Annotated in this window: 10 protein-coding genes; all 10 read right to left on the bottom strand. The window is 32.4% G+C overall.

Annotated features, from left to right (window positions below; all coding sequences use genetic code 11):
- Positions 1 to 391 precede the first annotated feature (391 nt).
- Positions 392 to 1,237: a 3-keto-disaccharide hydrolase gene (locus AXE80_RS03525; RefSeq protein WP_083194564.1), complete on the bottom strand. Its 846-nt coding sequence runs from the start codon at positions 1,235 to 1,237 to the stop codon at positions 392 to 394.
- 33 nt (positions 1,238 to 1,270) lie between these two features.
- The gene (locus AXE80_RS03520) at positions 1,271 to 2,809 is read right to left on the bottom strand and encodes a sulfatase family protein (RefSeq protein WP_068824497.1); all 1,539 of its coding nucleotides are present in this window, start codon (positions 2,807 to 2,809) and stop codon (positions 1,271 to 1,273) included.
- A gap of 15 nt (positions 2,810 to 2,824) precedes the next feature.
- The gene (locus AXE80_RS03515; protein WP_157359341.1) at positions 2,825 to 4,615 is read right to left on the bottom strand and encodes an arylsulfatase; all 1,791 of its coding nucleotides are present in this window, start codon (positions 4,613 to 4,615) and stop codon (positions 2,825 to 2,827) included.
- Between the two features lie 37 nt (positions 4,616 to 4,652).
- The gene (locus AXE80_RS03510) at positions 4,653 to 6,491 is read right to left on the bottom strand and encodes an arylsulfatase (protein WP_083194562.1); all 1,839 of its coding nucleotides are present in this window, start codon (positions 6,489 to 6,491) and stop codon (positions 4,653 to 4,655) included.
- Positions 6,492 to 6,698: 207 nt separating this feature from the next.
- Positions 6,699 to 9,275 (bottom strand): galactose-binding domain-containing protein, encoded by a 2,577-nt coding sequence (locus AXE80_RS03505; RefSeq protein ID WP_068824494.1) that lies wholly within the window; start codon positions 9,273 to 9,275, stop codon positions 6,699 to 6,701.
- A gap of 177 nt (positions 9,276 to 9,452) precedes the next feature.
- The gene (locus AXE80_RS03500) at positions 9,453 to 12,308 is read right to left on the bottom strand and encodes a CBM96 family carbohydrate-binding protein (RefSeq protein ID WP_169816807.1); all 2,856 of its coding nucleotides are present in this window, start codon (positions 12,306 to 12,308) and stop codon (positions 9,453 to 9,455) included.
- Between the two features lie 282 nt (positions 12,309 to 12,590).
- A complete protein-coding gene (locus tag AXE80_RS03495; protein ID WP_068824492.1) occupies positions 12,591 to 13,565 on the bottom strand; it encodes a hypothetical protein in 975 nt (324 codons plus the stop codon).
- 36 nt (positions 13,566 to 13,601) lie between these two features.
- A complete protein-coding gene (locus AXE80_RS03490) occupies positions 13,602 to 14,963 on the bottom strand; it encodes a sulfatase family protein (RefSeq protein ID WP_083194558.1) in 1,362 nt (453 codons plus the stop codon).
- A gap of 257 nt (positions 14,964 to 15,220) precedes the next feature.
- Positions 15,221 to 16,645 (bottom strand): hypothetical protein, encoded by a 1,425-nt coding sequence (locus tag AXE80_RS03485; protein WP_068824491.1) that lies wholly within the window; start codon positions 16,643 to 16,645, stop codon positions 15,221 to 15,223.
- Between the two features lie 114 nt (positions 16,646 to 16,759).
- Positions 16,760 to 18,850 carry a T9SS type A sorting domain-containing protein gene (locus AXE80_RS03480; RefSeq protein ID WP_068824490.1) on the bottom strand — a complete coding sequence of 697 codons (2,091 nt, stop codon included), beginning with the start codon at positions 18,848 to 18,850 and terminating at the stop codon, positions 16,760 to 16,762.
- Positions 18,851 to 19,011 lie beyond the last annotated feature (161 nt).

Genomic DNA, 19,011 nt, shown 5'->3' with positions numbered 1-19,011 from the left:
TTATTGATATAATCCTATTATGATTCACCCAAGCACCTAAGACAAAATTTCCATAAGAAAATAAGTTCAAAAGCTGATTCTTTTTTTTAAATCATTCAGGATATATCCATTTTTATAAAACACCTTATCCTCTTATTAAGGTACGAATTTTAATTTGTATTATTCACAATAAAAACCATCTAAAACTAACACAAACTCAATATAAAGACCATATATATAATATATATGTAATCAAGATATCAATTAACAGTGTTTTTACAATTAATAAATTTGAATAAAATCTAAAAAATAATATGATTAGCTATCACTAAGAAAATGTGTTAGCACACTATAGATATTAGGCAAAACCTCAATATCCATAGTCTTTAAAGGATCAAACTATTATTACCTACTACTTAAGAAAGACTTTAGCAGGAATAACCTCATCAAACTCTTTGATTTTGATGTTTCTATAATAAATTTCAGCCGTTTCTGATTGAAAGCCAAAAACACCTGCCCCAGGGTTTAAGTTATAGGCCATATTTACTACTTCTCCATTTAATTTATGAATAGCGTATTGATTTCCCATGACTATTATTTCGCACTGGTTCCATTGATTATTTACAGCATTGTATTTTGTAGTAGGCGATGCAAAATGAAGCCATTCCTTTTTTGTCTGTTCCAACTTACCTCCTTGATTTGGATGTAGATAAGTCTTTTCATTTTTATCACAATACCAGTCGTAATCTACACCTTCTGGTCTGATTAAATCTCCTGTGTGATTTCTTTTATTAATATGGTCATACCTTATTTGATATTCAATCCCAACAGGCCATACCTTATCGTTTGTTACGTGATAATAAACCCCAGCATCATACTGCCATTTGTCAAAATTATTTGCCTTGCGCTTTCCCCATTTATATTGGAATCTAAGAATGTATTTACTATATGATTTTTTAGAATAAAACAAACCATGAGTATCATTCTCACCTGTATTTAATTTGTACTCTCCAGGAAAGCTGTCATTAAAAACATGAATCATATTCTTTTCTACAGCAAAAACCTTTTTAGCTAACTCCTCATCACCATTTCTTAACTTTAAATACCACCCATCTAAGTTTTTACCATTAAAAAGATCAACAAAACCATCATCTTTAACACTAGATGATTTCATTCTGTTTTCTGGGTATTGAGCATGTATTGAAAAGTTAAATCCAACACAGCATACAAACATCAATATCAAATTGTAAAACTTCATAGCTTATTTTTTTATCAATAAATAAGTGGTTTTTTAGTCTAAAGACATCCAACTAACCTGCTCCCAGTTCCCCTTAACATAAGGCTGTGGCTTTCCCTTTGTAGAACGACCATTAGCAATGATTTTACTTATTTTAGATTTTAATTTTTTTACAACTTTAGGATATTTAAAATACAGGTTATTGGTTTCTCCTGGATCATTCTCTAAATCATATAACTCATATAAAGCTTCGCCTTTTTTAGGCTCAATAATTACAGGCTTTAATGAGCCACCAGAACCTCTAAGCATATTTAGCTTCCACTTTCCTTCTCTAATAGCAAAATGACCTGTAAAAGAATGATTTATTAACTGTCTCTTTAATTTTTTATTAGGATTTTTCATTACAGATAATAAGCTATAACTATCTTCCGCAGCATTATCTGGTAACGCTACATCAATAATTTCAGCAATTGTTGCTAAATAATCAGTCTGACAAACTGGTTCATCTACCTTAGTACCCGCTTTAATTACTTTAGGCCAACGCATTAAAAATGGAACCCTGTGTCCTCCCTCATAAATATCACGTTTTCCACCTTTAAAATCCATACAACTATAATGTTGATAAGTATCTCTTTGATATGCATAATTAGACTCTGCTCCATTGTCCGAAGAAAAAATAACCAAAGTATTCTCCTCTAAACCATTTTGTTTTAAAGCATCTAGCACTTGACCTACACGATAATCTGTTTCTTGCATAAAATCTCCATAATTCCCACAGTTACTTTTACCTTGAAAATCTGGATGCGTACAATGTGGTAAATGAGGACTGGTTAAAGGCAGATATAAGAAAAATGGCTTTTCTTTATCTACATCATTTATATAACTTACGGCTCTATTTGCTAAAGTTTCTAAAACCAATTCATCGTTAAAAGAAGGAGCTACCTCTACATATCCTTTAGCATTATCTTGTTGATAAGGAGGCGTCATTCTATAAGTTCTTGGCGTAACATCCATCTTCTTTTTAGTGTACATTGATGGAGCTTCTAGTACTTTGTCGTTTTCTAAATATGTTAAAATTCCATAATTCATAGAGGCTGCTATTCCAAAGTAATAGTCAAACCCTTTTTCAATAGGTCCATCAGTAAACGGCTTAGACCAATCTCTACCCTTTCCTTTTTCTCCTTCGAACTCCATTTGTAAATGCCACTTACCAATCATAGCTGTATTGTAACCATTTTCTTGAAGTAAAGAAGCAATAGTCATTCTATCTTTTTCTATTAAACAAGGCCCGTCTGCATGCAACACATTCTTTTTTAGACTGGTTCTCCAGCTATAACGTCCTGTTAACAAACTGTATCTAGAGGGAGTACAAACAGCATCACTACTGTGTCCATCAGTAAATATAATTCCCTCATTAGCTATTTTATCCATATTAGGAGTGTTGAACTTGGCATTAGGGTTTAAAGCTCCTACATCTCCAACTCCTTGATCATCTGTATATATTATTACAATATTGGGTTTATTTTCTTGAGCAATACTCAAAAAATTAACCAGTGCAAAACAAGCAACAAATACAATTCTTAATTTTTTCATGTTTACAAACATCTTTTATTTTTTTTCAACATATACATAATATGCAGGATGTAATCTCCCTGACTCATCAATTAATTGAGCTTCCATATCATACTTACCTGCAGGGATATTTCCTTTAAAGACAACTTCTTGAGTTCCTTTTTCTACGGCTAAAGTTTTAGAAATATTGGCTACATATAAAAAGGCTTCTTTAAAATCTGACTTTACACTTGCAGGTGATGTTTTATCATATTGAACGGCTTTTTCTTGCGCAGGAAAAGTACTATTAATAGCCAAATTGCTTTCTCTAGGAAACCTTCTTAAACTAATGGTATACTCACCATCTTCTACAAATTCAATTTTCCATTTTCCACCACCAGCAGGAGAAGCATTTCTAGCACCATCCTGATGCCATGCCGGACTGTATTTACCAACAATCATGTCATGTGCAGAAAGTCTGGTTGGATTTTCTTTTGGTGAACCTACTTTGATATATGCATATCTTTGATTAACACCCTCATCAACAAAAGATTCCCACCAATTTTCATACCCTACCGATAATCTAGCAGCTACTTCTGGATATTGGTCTATGACATTGTTTTGTTGACCTAAATCTTTATTAATATCATAAAGTTCTTTACCATCAACCAAACGCCAATCATTATCCATAACGGTATATTTTCTATATTTTATAAGGTTTTGCTCTCTTTGAGTATCCATGTATAAAATTCTATTTTCCCATGCTACCTCATCATTTTTTAACAAAGGAACCAAACTCTTACCATCAAGTTTTTTTACTGGGTTAAAGTCTAACCCTAATAAATCAACAAAAGTTGGCAACATATCATAATGAGCAACTAGCTCATCTATGTCTTTTCCTCCCGTTAATTGTCCATTTGGCCATCTTATATACATAGGAACACGATGACCTCCATCGTACTGACTTCCCTTACTACCTCTTAAACCTGCATTATAAGTACTACGCCCTGCAGAGGTTCCGTTGTCTGTTGTAAAAATTAAAATGGTATTATCTGCTATTTTTAGCTCTTGCAACTTATTTTCTAACCTCTTAAAGTTATCATCTAAATTTGTAATCATCCCATAAAACCTTAACAACCTAGAGTTTAAATCTTTGTACTCTTTCCCTTGATACATATCAAAGTATTTTTCAGGAAGGTTATATGGTGAATGTGGAGCATTTGTAGATAAGTAACAAAAGAATGGTTGATCCTTGTTTTTTTCAATAAAACTTATAGCTTGAGAGAAAAATACATCCGTACAATATCCTTTGTATTTCTCCATTTTTCCGTTATGCCAATAAGTATCATCAAAATAATCGTTACCCCAATAATCTGGACCTTGACCAATACCTCCACCTCCTAGTCTTACAACTTCATGGAAACCTCTATCTTCTGGCCTATAGGGATAGTTATCTCCTAAATGCCATTTTCCGAACATAGCATTGGTATATCCATTTTGCGCAAAAACTTGAGGTAAAGTAACCTCATCCTCAAACAAGATAGATCTCCCGTTTATGGTATGAAAAACATTGATACGGTTACTGTGTCTACCTGTCATTAAAGAACCTCTGGTAGGTGCACAAGTTGTTGATACATGGTAATTTGTAAAACGTACCGCTTGATTATAAAACTTATCAATATTTGGCGTTTTAATATAAGGATTCCCTTCGCAAGCTAAATCTCCCTTTCCTTGATCATCGGTAATGACAATAATTACATTAGGCTTATGCTTATCCTGTGCTGTAGCAGCATGAAAATTTAGCAACAAAACAGAAAAAAACAATATAGATAAAATATTTTTTCTCATCATTATCAATTAATCATCAAGGGTTTATAATTTAAACTTATATTTTTTCTATAGTTGCATAATATGCTCCTATTTCTGTTTTATCATCTAAAGTAAACCAAGTTTGTAAATGGGTTTCTCCTTTTTCTAACTCAACTTGATACTCAACATATTCTGCATCTAAATCTACCTCTTTAGACATCTCAATGTTTTGTATTTTAATTCTAGAATTTACAATTTTTAAAGCTTTTCCTTTTTTACTTGGTGTAACACTAGTTCCTTCAAGTGCTGGGCGAACAGATGCTTTTGCTCCTAAAGCTAAATGTGATTCTACTGGCCAACGACGAAGCTTTATGGTATAAGTACCTGCTTCTTCAGCTTTTACTCTCCAGAATCCATTATTTACTTGTCCTTCTCTAATATGATCTTGTTTCCAAGGAGTAAATGTATCGGTATGCCAATCGTGACAATATAAAGTAGTTGGGTTTTCTGCTTTATTTCCTATTATAAAATAAGGCTTTTCTACAAAAGTTGGAGAAATTTCTGCCCACCATTTATCATAAGCTTCTTTATATTCTTGAACCTTTTCTGGGTATTGATCTGCTAAATTTGTTCTTTGTTCTGGGTCTGTATCTAAGTTATACAACTCAGTTCCTTCTACCAATCTCCAGTTTTTATGCATTAATGCTGTTCTCTTCCATGGAACTGGATCTGTAGAAAATTGTGTGTTTACATATACAATTCTATCTTCAAAATTAGAATCATCTCCGTTCATTAATGGAACTAAACTTGAACCGTCAAACTTAAGATCTTCTTTAACTTTTAAACCACACAAATCTATTAAGGTTGGTAACACATCATAGTGAGCTGTTAAAGCATCAATATCTCTTCCCACATTAATCCCTCCATCTTTCCAGTGGATAAATAAAGGAACTCTATGTCCACCTTCGTACATACTCGCTTTTACACCACGCATACCTGCATTGTTTCCTTTAGCAACAAAACCATCCAAACGATCTTGACCTTCTCCCATTTTATTTCCTGCTGCAGAACCATTATCGGTTGTAAAAATAAGGATGGTATTATCCATTAAATCAATGGATTTTAAATACTCAACCAACTTCCCAATGTTCTCGTCTACATTTGTAATCATTCCATAAAAAGCTGCATTTGGTATCTCATCATTATTTTTATACGGATCAGAATATTTATCATCTACCCAATATGGTGAGTGAGCAGCGTTTGTAGATAGGTAACAAAAGAATGGTTGGTCTTTTTGTTTCCCTATATATTCTTTGGCATTTTCAAACCAAACATCTGTACAATATCCTTCAAACTTTTTAAATTCTCCATTGTGTACATATGTATCATCAAAATAATCGTTATTCCAATAATCCATAGTTTGTCCAACTCCTCCACCATTATTCATCAACACTTCATCAAATCCTTTGTCTTGTGGTCTAAAAGGATAATTATCTCCTAAATGCCACTTTCCAAACATGGCTGTATTATATCCGTTTTCTTTGAATATTTGTGCCATGGTAGTTTCTCTTTCAAGAATTAAAGACCTTCCTTTAATCGTAAAAAACACACCTGTTCTGTAGTTATGGTGACCTGTCATAATTGCTGCTCTTGTAGGTGCACAAGTAGGACTAACATGATAATCTGTAAATCTTGTACTTTGAGCATGTAAAGCATCAATATTAGGTGTATTGATGTTTTTGTTTCCTAAAGCTCCCACATCTCCATACCCTTCATCATCTACCATAATAAGGATAACATTAGGCTTAGATTTCTCTTGTGTTTTAGATGCTTCCTTACAAGATACCATTAAGATGGTTCCTAAAGACAACATGATGCATTTAGTAGCAATATTTTTTAAACGATTTAAATTCATGGTTTGATTATTTATTCAGTTTTTTTCATGTTCTTAATACAATACGAAAATATCTATTTTAGAGGTTCTATATTATAACTTATCATTCATATTGTATAAAATATACTTCTTATTCTCCTTTAACTGCTTATATTCATTGGTTATAAACAAAAAAGGCTGGCAAACATAATTATGTTTACCAGCCTTTTCTATACTATAAAAGTACCTCTATAATTTAAATATTTTTTCCACTTTTATTTGTTTACCGTCACTCAACTCTAAAATATACATTCCTTTATTTAGTTTTTCTAACACAAGATTAACCTCTTCATTGGTGAATGTTGATTCTAATACTTTTTGCCCATTTACATTATAAATCTTTACAATGGTTTCGTTAATATCAAAAGAAGTATTCTTTAATGAAACAGTAAGATTATTTGAAACTGGATTTGGGTAAACCAACAAATTATTATTTGATTCACTCTCTAAAATCTCAACATTACTTTTAGCAACTCTAGAAGAAGATGGACAAGATGCTGTACTAGAATCTGGTCCTGTTACCTCTAAATAATCTATATTTCCTAAACCTGAACTTGTAACTGCTTCTAACCTTACATCTTTAACACCTGCTCCCAAATTTACTGTTACATATTGCGCAGTCCAAGATGTCCATACTCCTGTTGAATTAAAAGCAATATTACTAGCAACTGTATTCCCATCAACAATAAGGTCAGCAGCTCTGTTTGAGGTACTAGCATATCTCCACACAAAAGTATAATCTCCTGCAACACCATCTATACTCCAATCAACACCTGCTCCTAATGTATTTGTTGTATTACTAAATCCTGTTCCTGTATATCCTGTATTATTACTATCAACCGTTCCTTCTACTCCACAAAAGCCAGTTGTGTTTTCTTGAATTGTAAAAGTCGTCGGTGTTGGTCCTTCATACTCATAAACCTCAACCTCAGCTAAAGACAACGGATTTGTTACATTTAAATCAACTTTAATAATTTTTCCAATAGCACCTCCAGCGTTTAAAGATACTGATGGATCTGGTACTGATGTAAAAGTTTGAGAGTACACTGTAGTTCCATTAGCCGAAATAACAGAAACAGTAAAATCACTCAACCTTGCCTTACAACAACTATCCGTTCTATTAAATATTGAGATATCTCCAATAGCTCTATCTGAACCTAAGTCTACTTGCCACCACGCTCCTGATTCACTTAATGTATGAGTAACAGAGTTATTGCTCCATTTTCCATTAGTATTACCATCAATAGCTCTACTCGCTACTCCACCATGATCTAAAGAAGACTGAGAAGCCACACCGTTTAACGCTAAATTACTAGAAGTACCACAACTTGTTGTACTTACTGTATTACTAGTTCCATTATCTGTGACCGTACCACATGATTGAATTGTGTTGTTTGAAGCATCCCAAGTATAGGTTGTTGAATCTATAGTTACTGATCCGCTATCTAACAGTATAGGATAATCTGACTCATTAACAATTGTATTTGATGATGAATTATGACGAGTTTGACTTGGATTTACTCCATTTAACATTCTCATGTCATTTTTTTCACCAGCTAGCTGTATTTTTCTACCTTGAGAAACATAACTTTCTGAACTCCTAAAAGTAATATCATTATCACTACCACCAACATATGCTAACTGATGTGGCCCATAACCACCATCGCTATTTAAAATAGTAATATCTGCTGTGATATTTTTATTGGTATTGTATGCGTTTCCATAGACCATTCCATATTTTGCATCTGCTGAACAATTTTGAATCAATCCCCCTGATATAATACCAAAACCTCCTTCACATTCTATTGCCGAAGAATTTTCTACACTAATACTTCCACCTCCAAAAGCTAATGAATATGCACCTCTCATTCTTTTTACTGTACAATTCTTAATAGTTACATTTTCTGTAGAACTAGTAGTTGTAGCTCCTGTTTTATCATTTGAATACAATCCTGCCGATGCATAAGTTCTTATTCCATCTTCTTGTTTACTAAACATATACCCTGCTGGAACTGTATACCCCCATGTAGTCATAAAAGCGACATTGTCTGCAGGAGAACCAGTACCTGCTTCTGCTAAAACATCATCTGTAGTTCGTAAATCATCTCCTTCCATATAAACCCCTTCAATCAACACATTTTTTCCTCCCTGAATAAAGATACCGTGTCCGTAAGATCTATGAATCATAGTACAATCTTTGATATGATTTCCATCACCACGCACCAAAATACCTGAATGTTTTCTGTGACCGATAACTGTATTAGTACCTCCTTTACCAAATAAGTCACCATAACCATATGGGTAAGAACCTTGCACTGTTATATGAAACCCCTCTATTCTATTGTTTAATCCATCTAAATGAATAGCCCTAGCTCTTTTTCTTGGAGCATCGGTACCAATATCTTCCATGGTAAGATTTTTCAACACATTATTATCCCCATAAATGCGTAATTCTACGACCTCTACATTTCCATAATCATTTAAAATTTCTGTATTAAATTCAAATGTTACTCCTGTAAAATCATAAGTACTATTAGAACCTGTAAACTCAAACATGATTGGGTCTGGAAGCAAGTTTCCAGTTCCAGTTATTGTAGAGTTAATAACATAAGTTCCTGGAGTCATTACCGCATTTACATTGTCTTGGGTAATGTAAGTTTTTAATTCTGTTAGCGAATTAATTGTTGTTTGAGCATTTAACCCACTAGAAATAAGACATACAAATAATAGTGTCTTAAATTTTGAAAAGTAATTTTGTTTTTTCATTATTAAATATAAGTTTTAGTTATGATCTAAAACTAAACTCTGACCCTTACATCAACTATAAATTATAACTAAAAAACTATAAAACAAAACCCATTTATTATAAAAAACCCAACAAAACACGTATTTTAATAAAAAATTCATATTAAAATAAATATTTTGTTGAAATATACTCAATAACTACTTTTTGATTATTTTAAGAATTGTTTTATCCCCTCCCTTAGATAACTTTAAAAAATAAACTCCAGCAGTTAACTTATTAACAAAAACTATTTCAGAATTTGTAAATACACTTCCTTCATTAACCAACCTTCCAACATCGTCATAAATTTCATAAAAAGCACCTTTTTCATTGATTATATTCAACTCATCATCAACAGGATTTGGATAAATTCTTTTACTCCCTTCAACCCCATCAAAACTTAATGCTCCTTCTGAATACTCCACTACTAGTTCTGGAGCAAACTCTACCCCAAACTCTTTACTACGAAAATCTACACCAACACCGCTATTTACAGGGTCTTTTACTGCAATACTCATTGTTTTATCACCTTTATGCTCCTGTGCAGTATAAGATGACAAATCCCATTCACTCCATGTAGAAGTAGTAATAGCATTGGCTCTCTCATTAAAATAAGTAGGTTTGTTATTCCAAGTGATTCCTTCTTCCGTCCAACTATCATCAAGTACATCATATACTGTTCGTAAATCTCTAAACCCGGTTCTTTGATAAATCCTAAGAGTTGCTGATACTATTGGACCAGGAATATCACTCAAATCAAATTTTATATAAGCATAACGTCCTTCTCCTTTAGATACCATTACCTCGGCAGTACCATAATTTGTATTGGCATTTGACTCGTGTACATAAGCATCAGCTTCTGCTCCTAAATTCATTGTACCTTCAATTTTCTCAGTTACTCTAACTTCTTGAGAAACACTTTTCGCTGCATTAAACTGCTCATTACCAGCTTGACTTGCTGTAATTGTGCTAGTTCCCATTCCTACAATATGTACTTTTCCGTTTACAATAGTCGCTACTGAAGTGTCTGAACTACTATAATCAATACTCAAGCCTGAATCAACAGTAGCCTGAGGATCAAAATCATCGCCTCCTAAAACTTTATCAGAAATGGTAAAAAACTGAATGGTTTGATTTTCTTTAACAATCCCTGTTTTAATCACTGAAAAACTATCTAAATCCAAAACATTAGAAGCTCCACCAAAAGCTATTCTTAAACTCTGTACTCCTTTATTTAATACAATATCTTCTTTAATTGTATATTCTTTCCAATCAGAATTCCCAGTAGAATATGGCGCACCAAAAGGAACTGCCAAATCATTAGTTTTTTCTTCTCCCTCAAAACTAAACTTCATAGTTCCTCCAGATTGAGAAGCCGAATATTTTATTTTTATACTATACAATGCCGTTTCTGGAACGGAAATCGTATAACTTAACCATTCACCAGCTTCGATATTACTTATATGATATGCTCCCTGTGAAGTAGATGCTATATCAACTCCATCAAAAGTTCTATATATTCCTCCTGCGTTTGAAGAAGATAAATCATGATAAGTTCTCCCCTCTCCTTGTTGAATAGGATCATAATCAAAATGCTCAGCCTCCACAAAAGTTTCCGTTGCGTTCATTCCATAAATAGGTAAATTATTCTCGTCAAAGCCAACAACAGGATCTCCGTAACAATATGCGGGACGACGAGCGGTTAATGCTCCCCAACCAATAGCATCGTTTGTCCAACCAGCAGATTCATATCCAGATACTTCAAGAGCTTTGTCTCTCGCCCTTTTAGTCCATTTTACCTCATCTTCTGTTTTAAGTCCTCTACCAATATAATGAGCTACAGGCATTTCATACACAGGTCTAATTCCTGTATACTCTCCTCTTCCATCTGGACTTATAGCTTTAGAATACCAACGTCCCGTTCTATCAAAACCTACTTTAAACTCCCCTGATGCTACAGTAGGTTCCCATGGTGTAGTTTGATCTGGATATGATTGAATAGCCGATACGTTATACCTCATATTATACTCCAAACCTAATAGTAGTCTATCATTGGCATAACTGTATAAATCATCTCCTTGGTTCCATGCCATTTCAGCCATCGAGGTTAACAAACCAATTCCAAACGCTGTGTGTTGCTGGTCTCTAGAACTTTCTTGACATTGACCATTATCCCAAATATAATTGGTCATCAACTCATTAAAACCATAATCTTGAATAGAAGACCCTTTGGAAATGCTGTAAGTATCTGAATATTCATTTGAAGAAGTAATTTCATTACTAGTATTAGGTCCTGAAGGATAAGGTAAATCATCTGCACGATGAGGCAAACCTTTTATATATCGTAAAGCTCTGTCATATATAATTTGATTATCTAAAAAGATTCCTATAGCCATAACTGTTCGCCAACCAGACAATCCTTGATTTCCGTGACGTCCAGAATCTCCTTGATAAGATTGCCAATAAAATGTACCATAGGTTCTAGAAACACTTGAAGGTACTTGAGTATTAGAATATCCTGGAAAAACCAACATATCTTCAAACTTTTTTCTATCACTTGCAGACCAACCTGTATAGGTATGTTTAATAATTTCGGCAGCCTCAATCATTATATATCCAACACCACCACTCAACGCCATGGTTCCGTTACTCGTAACAGCTTCTAAATTCACCCAAGAATTAAAAATTTCGATTGCTTTTTCTGCATGACGAGCATCTCCCTCTACATACCACCTTAACGCATTGTAATAAGCAGCTCTTATATCGCTGTTCCACGCACCATAATTTACTTTGTTATCTCGCCCTAATTCTGTAAAAGTAGGATCACCTTGTACAGTATAATCATAACTCGATTTTCCATCTGAAACCATTTCTTGATACGAAGTGTACCAAGGATCAATTTCAGCCTCAACCATGTGTTTTATCCTTTCTAAATCTGATTTTTTATGCGTAATCCCTGGATGAACAAATTGTGAATATGAATGTTCCGCATTACATATCATCAAAAAAATCATCAAAAACAGTTTGAATGATTTTAAATAAACACCATGAAATTTTATCATTATAATTAATTTTCTATTTAACAATCAACTTTTTAGCCTCCCACAAAATTGTAGGCAATAACTAAGTATGAAAGCTAATCACTAAACTCTAGTATTACTATAAACCATTATTAAAAACATATAACTATTGGTTCATTTTTACAGTAATAAACACCTAAAGCCAAAAAATTATCATTATTACAAGGCTTTGGAGTTAAAAATTAATTCTGTATTTATTTTAGCTGTTATTGACAATCATCTTTTTTGAATTAAGTAATTTTTTAAATTCAATATATATGGAAAAAGAATAAAACAGAGCCAAATTAAAGTTTCTGAATCGATGAAATTATATACGTAATTCAAACTATAAATAACTGATAGAAATAATATAGCCAACAAAGAATCTGATTTGTTTACTTGAATTTCAGTAAATCTTGCAATATGTTTTTTATTAAGTCTATTCACTTTTTCAGAATAATTATCATAGCCATTATCTTTGTTGGGGATGTATCCTATAAACATTTCTGCATTTTTAAAAATATACACAAGAGATACACCTAGTATAAAGTAGATTAAATAATTAATCAATACACCTTCAAAACTTGTGTCTAAATAACTTTCATTATTTATAGTTTTCATCATTGTTTTAATAGAAAATATCAACATGATAAAAGAGCTCCACACACTAAGAATGAGTTTGTTGTTTTGACTGAATTTTTTATAAGAAAAAGCATGAAAAATTGAAAACAGAAAAAACGGTACAATCAAAGCAATCAGTACATATTGGTTAAAAATATTCTCCTTATAAATATTAATAATCCAATAAACAAAAGAGATTGATTGTAATAGTATGATCCCTTCTGTAATTTTAGGGATAACACTGTCTTTATGATAAATTACCGAAGCGGTAACCAATAGAAATATAAAAGCATATGACCATTCGTGAATGTTATCAGAGAATGAAAAATCCTCATGATTTTCAGTTTCAATAAAAGCCATTAAACTAACAACTAGCGCAGCAAATATTTTTAAAGTTGTATGTTTCCAATTGTTTGAAATCTTTAAGTTTTCATAGGTAACTCCAATAGTTATGGGGATTATCATATTAAAAACACTTAATTCATTATGATTAAATGCTTTAATGATGATGTATCCTAACATCCAAACAGCAAAGATTCCAAAGAACCATAAAAAGAAGTTGATTAACGTTTTATCTTCGTTTTCGCTCATCTTTTATTATCACTTATATATTCTTAACTCTTCTGATTATTTAAAACTAGCTGATACCTCTTCTAGCTTTTTCTTTAATTCCGCTGCTTTGTTAGGATATTCTTTTATTAAGTTTTTTGATTCACTTACATCTTCAGACAAATTAAACAACTCTTCTTTGTTTTTATTTTTTACATACTTCCAATCTCCAATTCTAATAGCTCTATTTCCGTTATAAATAAAATAATCTCTTTCTATTTCTTTTGATTTTCCTGTTAAGATATTTGTCATATTTAAACCATCTATTTTTCTATCAGCAGGAATGTTTGCTCCCACTAAAGACGCAATGGTTGGCAATATATCTAACGTAGATACTTGAGCATTAGAAACCACACCACTTGGAACAAAACCAGGTTGCCAAGCAATACATGGCATACGGCTACCTCCTTCGTAAGGAGAAAACTTACCATCTCTTAACACACCTGCTGTACCTGCATTGGGCTGCTTGCTAATCCAAGGACCATTATCAGAAGTAAATATTACCAATGTATTTTTATCTAATCCTTGCGCTTTTAATTCCTTTAAAATTTCACCTACAGACCAATCAATCTCCTCTAGCACATCTCCAAACAAACCTCTTTCTGTTTTGCCACTAAATTGTTTTGAAGCGTACAAAGGAATATGAGGCATGCTATGCGCTAAATATAATAGAAATGGTTTTTCTTTATTATTAGCTATAAATTCTTTAGCTCTATTGGTATATTTTTGAGTTAACAAAGTTTGATCTACTGGCCATTCTATCACCTCATCTCCCTCTACAATAGGTACTTTGTGTCTGAATTTCTTTCTAGGGTTTGAAGCTTTATAATCTTCTATACTTAAACCTTCATTAAATACAACGTTTGGAGACAAAGGTGCTTCAGGATCATGCCACATATCATTGCTATAAGGAATTCCATAATACATATCAAAACCTTGAGAAGTTGGTGCAAACTCTTTTTGATGTCCTAAATGCCATTTACCAACAAGTCCTGTTTCATACCCTTTTTCTTTTAACAACTCTGCAATAGTAACTTCATTCTCTGGCATACCATCTTTACTATGAGGCCAAAACACTCCTTCTGTATAACCCCAACGCTGTGCATAACGACCTGTTAACAACCCTGCCCTAGATGGAGTACATATAGAATTAGAAACAGAAAAATCTGTAAATCGCATTCCTTCATCTGCCATAGTATCTAAATTAGGAGTTTTATACCCTTCTGCTCCATAACAAGATAAATCTCCATAACCAAGATCATCTGTATAGATAATTACAAAATTTGTAGGCTTATCTGCATTGTTTTTTAAAGCCGATTTACAAGAAGTTAAAGTAAATACTATTGTTAAAACTAGTACTGATATTGTCTTTATACTCATTTTTTAAATATTTTCTGATTTTATAAACTATAAATGATGCATGCTGTTTCACCTTATACTTTCATCATGATGAAAAACATTTTTTTATTATAATTATGACTGCAACTTAATCATCTCTTATTTTTTAACCTATAACTCATTACCCATTTTATATAAATTAAGCACTTATTTTAAAGACTTAAAAGTGGTAAAACAAAAAACCTGTAATTAGCATATACTAATTACAGGTTTTTGTTTCTATATTTCTATATAAAATCTTAACGTTCGATTTGAGTTACTTTATTATTAGTTCCTAAATCTTTTACTTTTCCTACTGATTTTACTTTTACGTCTTCACTTTTATTTGACAACTCTACTGGAAAAGTAGTATGATTGTTTAATTTAAAATCAAACCCTTTAAAATCGTTTTGATGAGGAAAGTTTCCATTTAACAAACGGATATTTCCTTTTTCTCCACCCACTTTAATTACCAATCCTTCTTTTGCAACCTCTTCTCCTCCTTTAAAAGTAATATTATGCTCACTACCACCTATATAAGCTACACTTCCAGAACCATTAAAATATGGCACCTTGGCAGGTAATATAGTGATGTCTGCATTGTATCTCTTATCTCTTTCATAAGTTGAAGCATATACAGGACCATAAACACAATCTGCACTACAATTTACTGCTTCTCCTGATCCTAATGAAAAACCATTTTCACACTCAATAGCTACACAACCTTCTACATATTTTTTTCCTGTAGCATGGGCAATGGTTACTCCAGTTCTCATGTTTTTAATGGTACAGTTTAATATAGTTGGATTTGATGTTCCTCTTCTATATTCTTTTCCATCAATAAGAGTTTCTCCACCATCATAAGCTCTAATTCCAGCTTCTCCAGTACTCAACATATATCCTTTAGGTAATTTATACCCCCAAACAGTCATAAAGTCAACTTTATCTGCTGGAGAACCTGTTCCTTCTTCTGCCAACATTTCATCTGTTGAACGAACTTCTCCCTCTATTACACAACCTTCTATAATAGGTTTGTCTGCTCCTTGCATAAACAAACAATGTCCATATGATCTGTGTATAAACTTAGAATCTTTTAAATGATTTGATTCTCCACGAACCAAACAAGCACTGTGTTTACGGTGTGGAATCACTGTTTTACCTCCTTTTCCAAAAGCATCACCATATCCGTATGGATAAGATCCTTTTGTAGTTACATGAAATCCTTCTATTCTATTGTTTCTTCCGTCCATTACAATGTTGGTAGCTCTCCTAGTAGGAGCATCATGCACTGAACCTTCATCAATAAGTGTTAAATTTTTTAAAACATTATTGTTTCCTATAATTTGTAGTTCGTGAACTTGAACTTTACCATAAGCCTGTAATACTTTTGTTTCTACTTTTATGGTTACTCCTGTAAAATCATAAGTACTATTATTACCCTCTACAAGCAACAATACTTTACTTAAATTCTTCATTTTCACTTCATCTTGATACAAGCCCTTTTCAACATCTTTAACAGTTATGGCATACTCACCGGCAGCCAACTGAACCTCTACATTATCTTGTTTTAAATAAGGCTTTAATTCTTGTAAAGAATTTACCTTTATTTGAGCTTCTATTTGATGTACAAACAGAAAGAATAAAGTAATTAAACTTAATTTAAATATGGTTTTTGTATTTATCATGTTTATTATTTTTTATCAAAAGTAGAAAACAATATACTTACTGATTATAAACTATGTTGTATGCATTATAAATTAACACCCTTTACAAACAGTTATATTATGTACTAGCTTATTTTATAGTTTCACTACCCTTTTAACAATATTTGTAATTCCATCGTTCACTATAACTAAATACACACCACTATTTAAGTGCGAAATATTTAGTTGAATTTCATTTAAGTTCTTTGGCTTTGTTTCATAAACTTTTTGCCCATTAACATTATAAATCTCTATGTTGGTTTTACTCGCATTTAGTTTAACTTTTCCTAAAGAGATATTTAACAAATCTACCACAGGACTAGGATACATTTTTACTGAATTTATAGCATCTGTATTCTTTGTAGATAATGAATTTCCAAACACCTGAACTTCTGCCAAAGAAAGCGCTACAAGGTCATTAAGTTGAGTGATTTTTACTGTTTTTCCTATTACTCCACCAACATCTATAGATTTAGATGGATTTGGCGCTTCATTTTCATATGATTTAGAAAAGGTTTCTGTTCCATCCTCATCAAAAACTTGCAGTTTAAAATTCGCTAATCTATCAATATAACTTTGCTTTCCTGTTCTATTAAAAAGGACAACTTCATCAATAGATTTTTCAGTTTCCAAACTTAACAACCACCAAGCTCCGGTATCTGAAGGATCTGTATGAGTTACTGAATTCCCACCAAAATTACCATTGGTATCTCCATCAACGGCTCTACTTGCTATCCCATCATAAGCTGTTGATGATTGAATTGCTATTCCGTTTAATGCAAAGTTTTCAGACTCACAATCTACTGCAGCAATGGTATTATTTGTTCCATTATCAGAAACATTTGTTATATCACATTGACGAACAATGATATTAGAAGCATCAGGATGAATCTCAACAGGGAAATTGGTAAAGTTTCTAATACTGATATTATTAGATGTTAAATTATTTTGCGAAGGATTTGCTCCATTAATCATTCTAAGATTTTGCAATTCTCCAGAAACCATTATTTTTAAATCTGATGGAAAATCAACAACATCTGAACGGAAATTTAAATCGTGATTACTTCCTCCAACATAGGCAACAGCTTTATGCCCATTATAGTATTCACCACTAGGTGGTAATATTGTTATATCTGCATTATAACCATTATCACTACTGTAGGTACTTTGAAAAACAGGTCCATAAATTGCATCTGCTCCACAATTAACCACAATACCATTTCCTATGGAATACCCATTTTCGCTACCTAAAACAGTACAACCCTCAACATATTTTTTACCAGATGCATGAGCTAAAGTCACTCCTGTTCTTGCATTTTTAATGGTACAATTTAAAACCGTAGGATTGTCTGTACCTCTTTCTATTTCTTCTCCATCAATATAAGTTGTACCTGCATTATAGGCTCTAATACCTGCTTCTTGCAAACTCAACATATATCCAGGAGGTAGTTTATATCCCCAAACAGTCATAAAATCTACATCATAAGCAGGACCAGAGGTTTCTGCTAACATATCATCTGTAGTTCGCATTTCACCTTCTATATAACACCCTTCTATTGTTGGATAACTTGCTGCTTGCATAAAAACAATATGTCCGTAAGAACGCGACACAATGTTACAATCTTTAAGATGATTACGTAACCCTCTAATTAAAATACCTGAATGTTTTCTGTGATTAATTACAGAACCTCCTCCTTTTCCAAAAGCATCTCCGTAACCATATGGATAAGAACCTCTAATAGTTACATTAAAGCCTTCGATTCTATTATCACGACCGTCCATTACTATCGCTTGAGCTCTTTTGGTAGGTGCAGTAGTTCCTATATCCTCAATAGTTAAGTTTTTAAGAACATTATTATTTCCTAATATTTGCATTTCGTTAACATCAACATTCCCAAACTTTGTCAACACTACGGTATTGATCTTAATTTCTGCACCTGTAAAATCATAAGTACTATTGGATCCTTCAAAAACAAATAAAGGATTAGAAAAAGTTCCATCACTAATATCAAAACCACTAATAGAATAATTTCCAGGAGCTAGTTTAACATCAACATTGTCTTGTTTTAAATAAGGCAACAATTCTTCTAAGGAATTAACTGTTACTGTTTGTGATTGAACCTGTTGAACCAATAACATTACAAATGCTACAATTACAACTTTTATTAGAGCGTATTTTTTAAACATACTTTATTGATTTTTTTTACATCCACACAAAAATACTTACATACTAATCCGTTTATTATAAAACATATTCCATATTCTATAAATTAAAGTCCTTATATAAAGAAAACCGCCTTAATTTAAATTAAAACGGTTCTTTTTACTCCTAATTAAATTGTATTTCT

The sequence above is a fragment of the Wenyingzhuangia fucanilytica genome (genome assembly GCF_001697185.1).
Taxonomy (GTDB): domain Bacteria; phylum Bacteroidota; class Bacteroidia; order Flavobacteriales; family Flavobacteriaceae; genus Wenyingzhuangia; species Wenyingzhuangia fucanilytica.
Note: the sequence above shows the minus strand (reverse complement) of the source record. Positions and strands in the feature narration are given on the sequence as shown.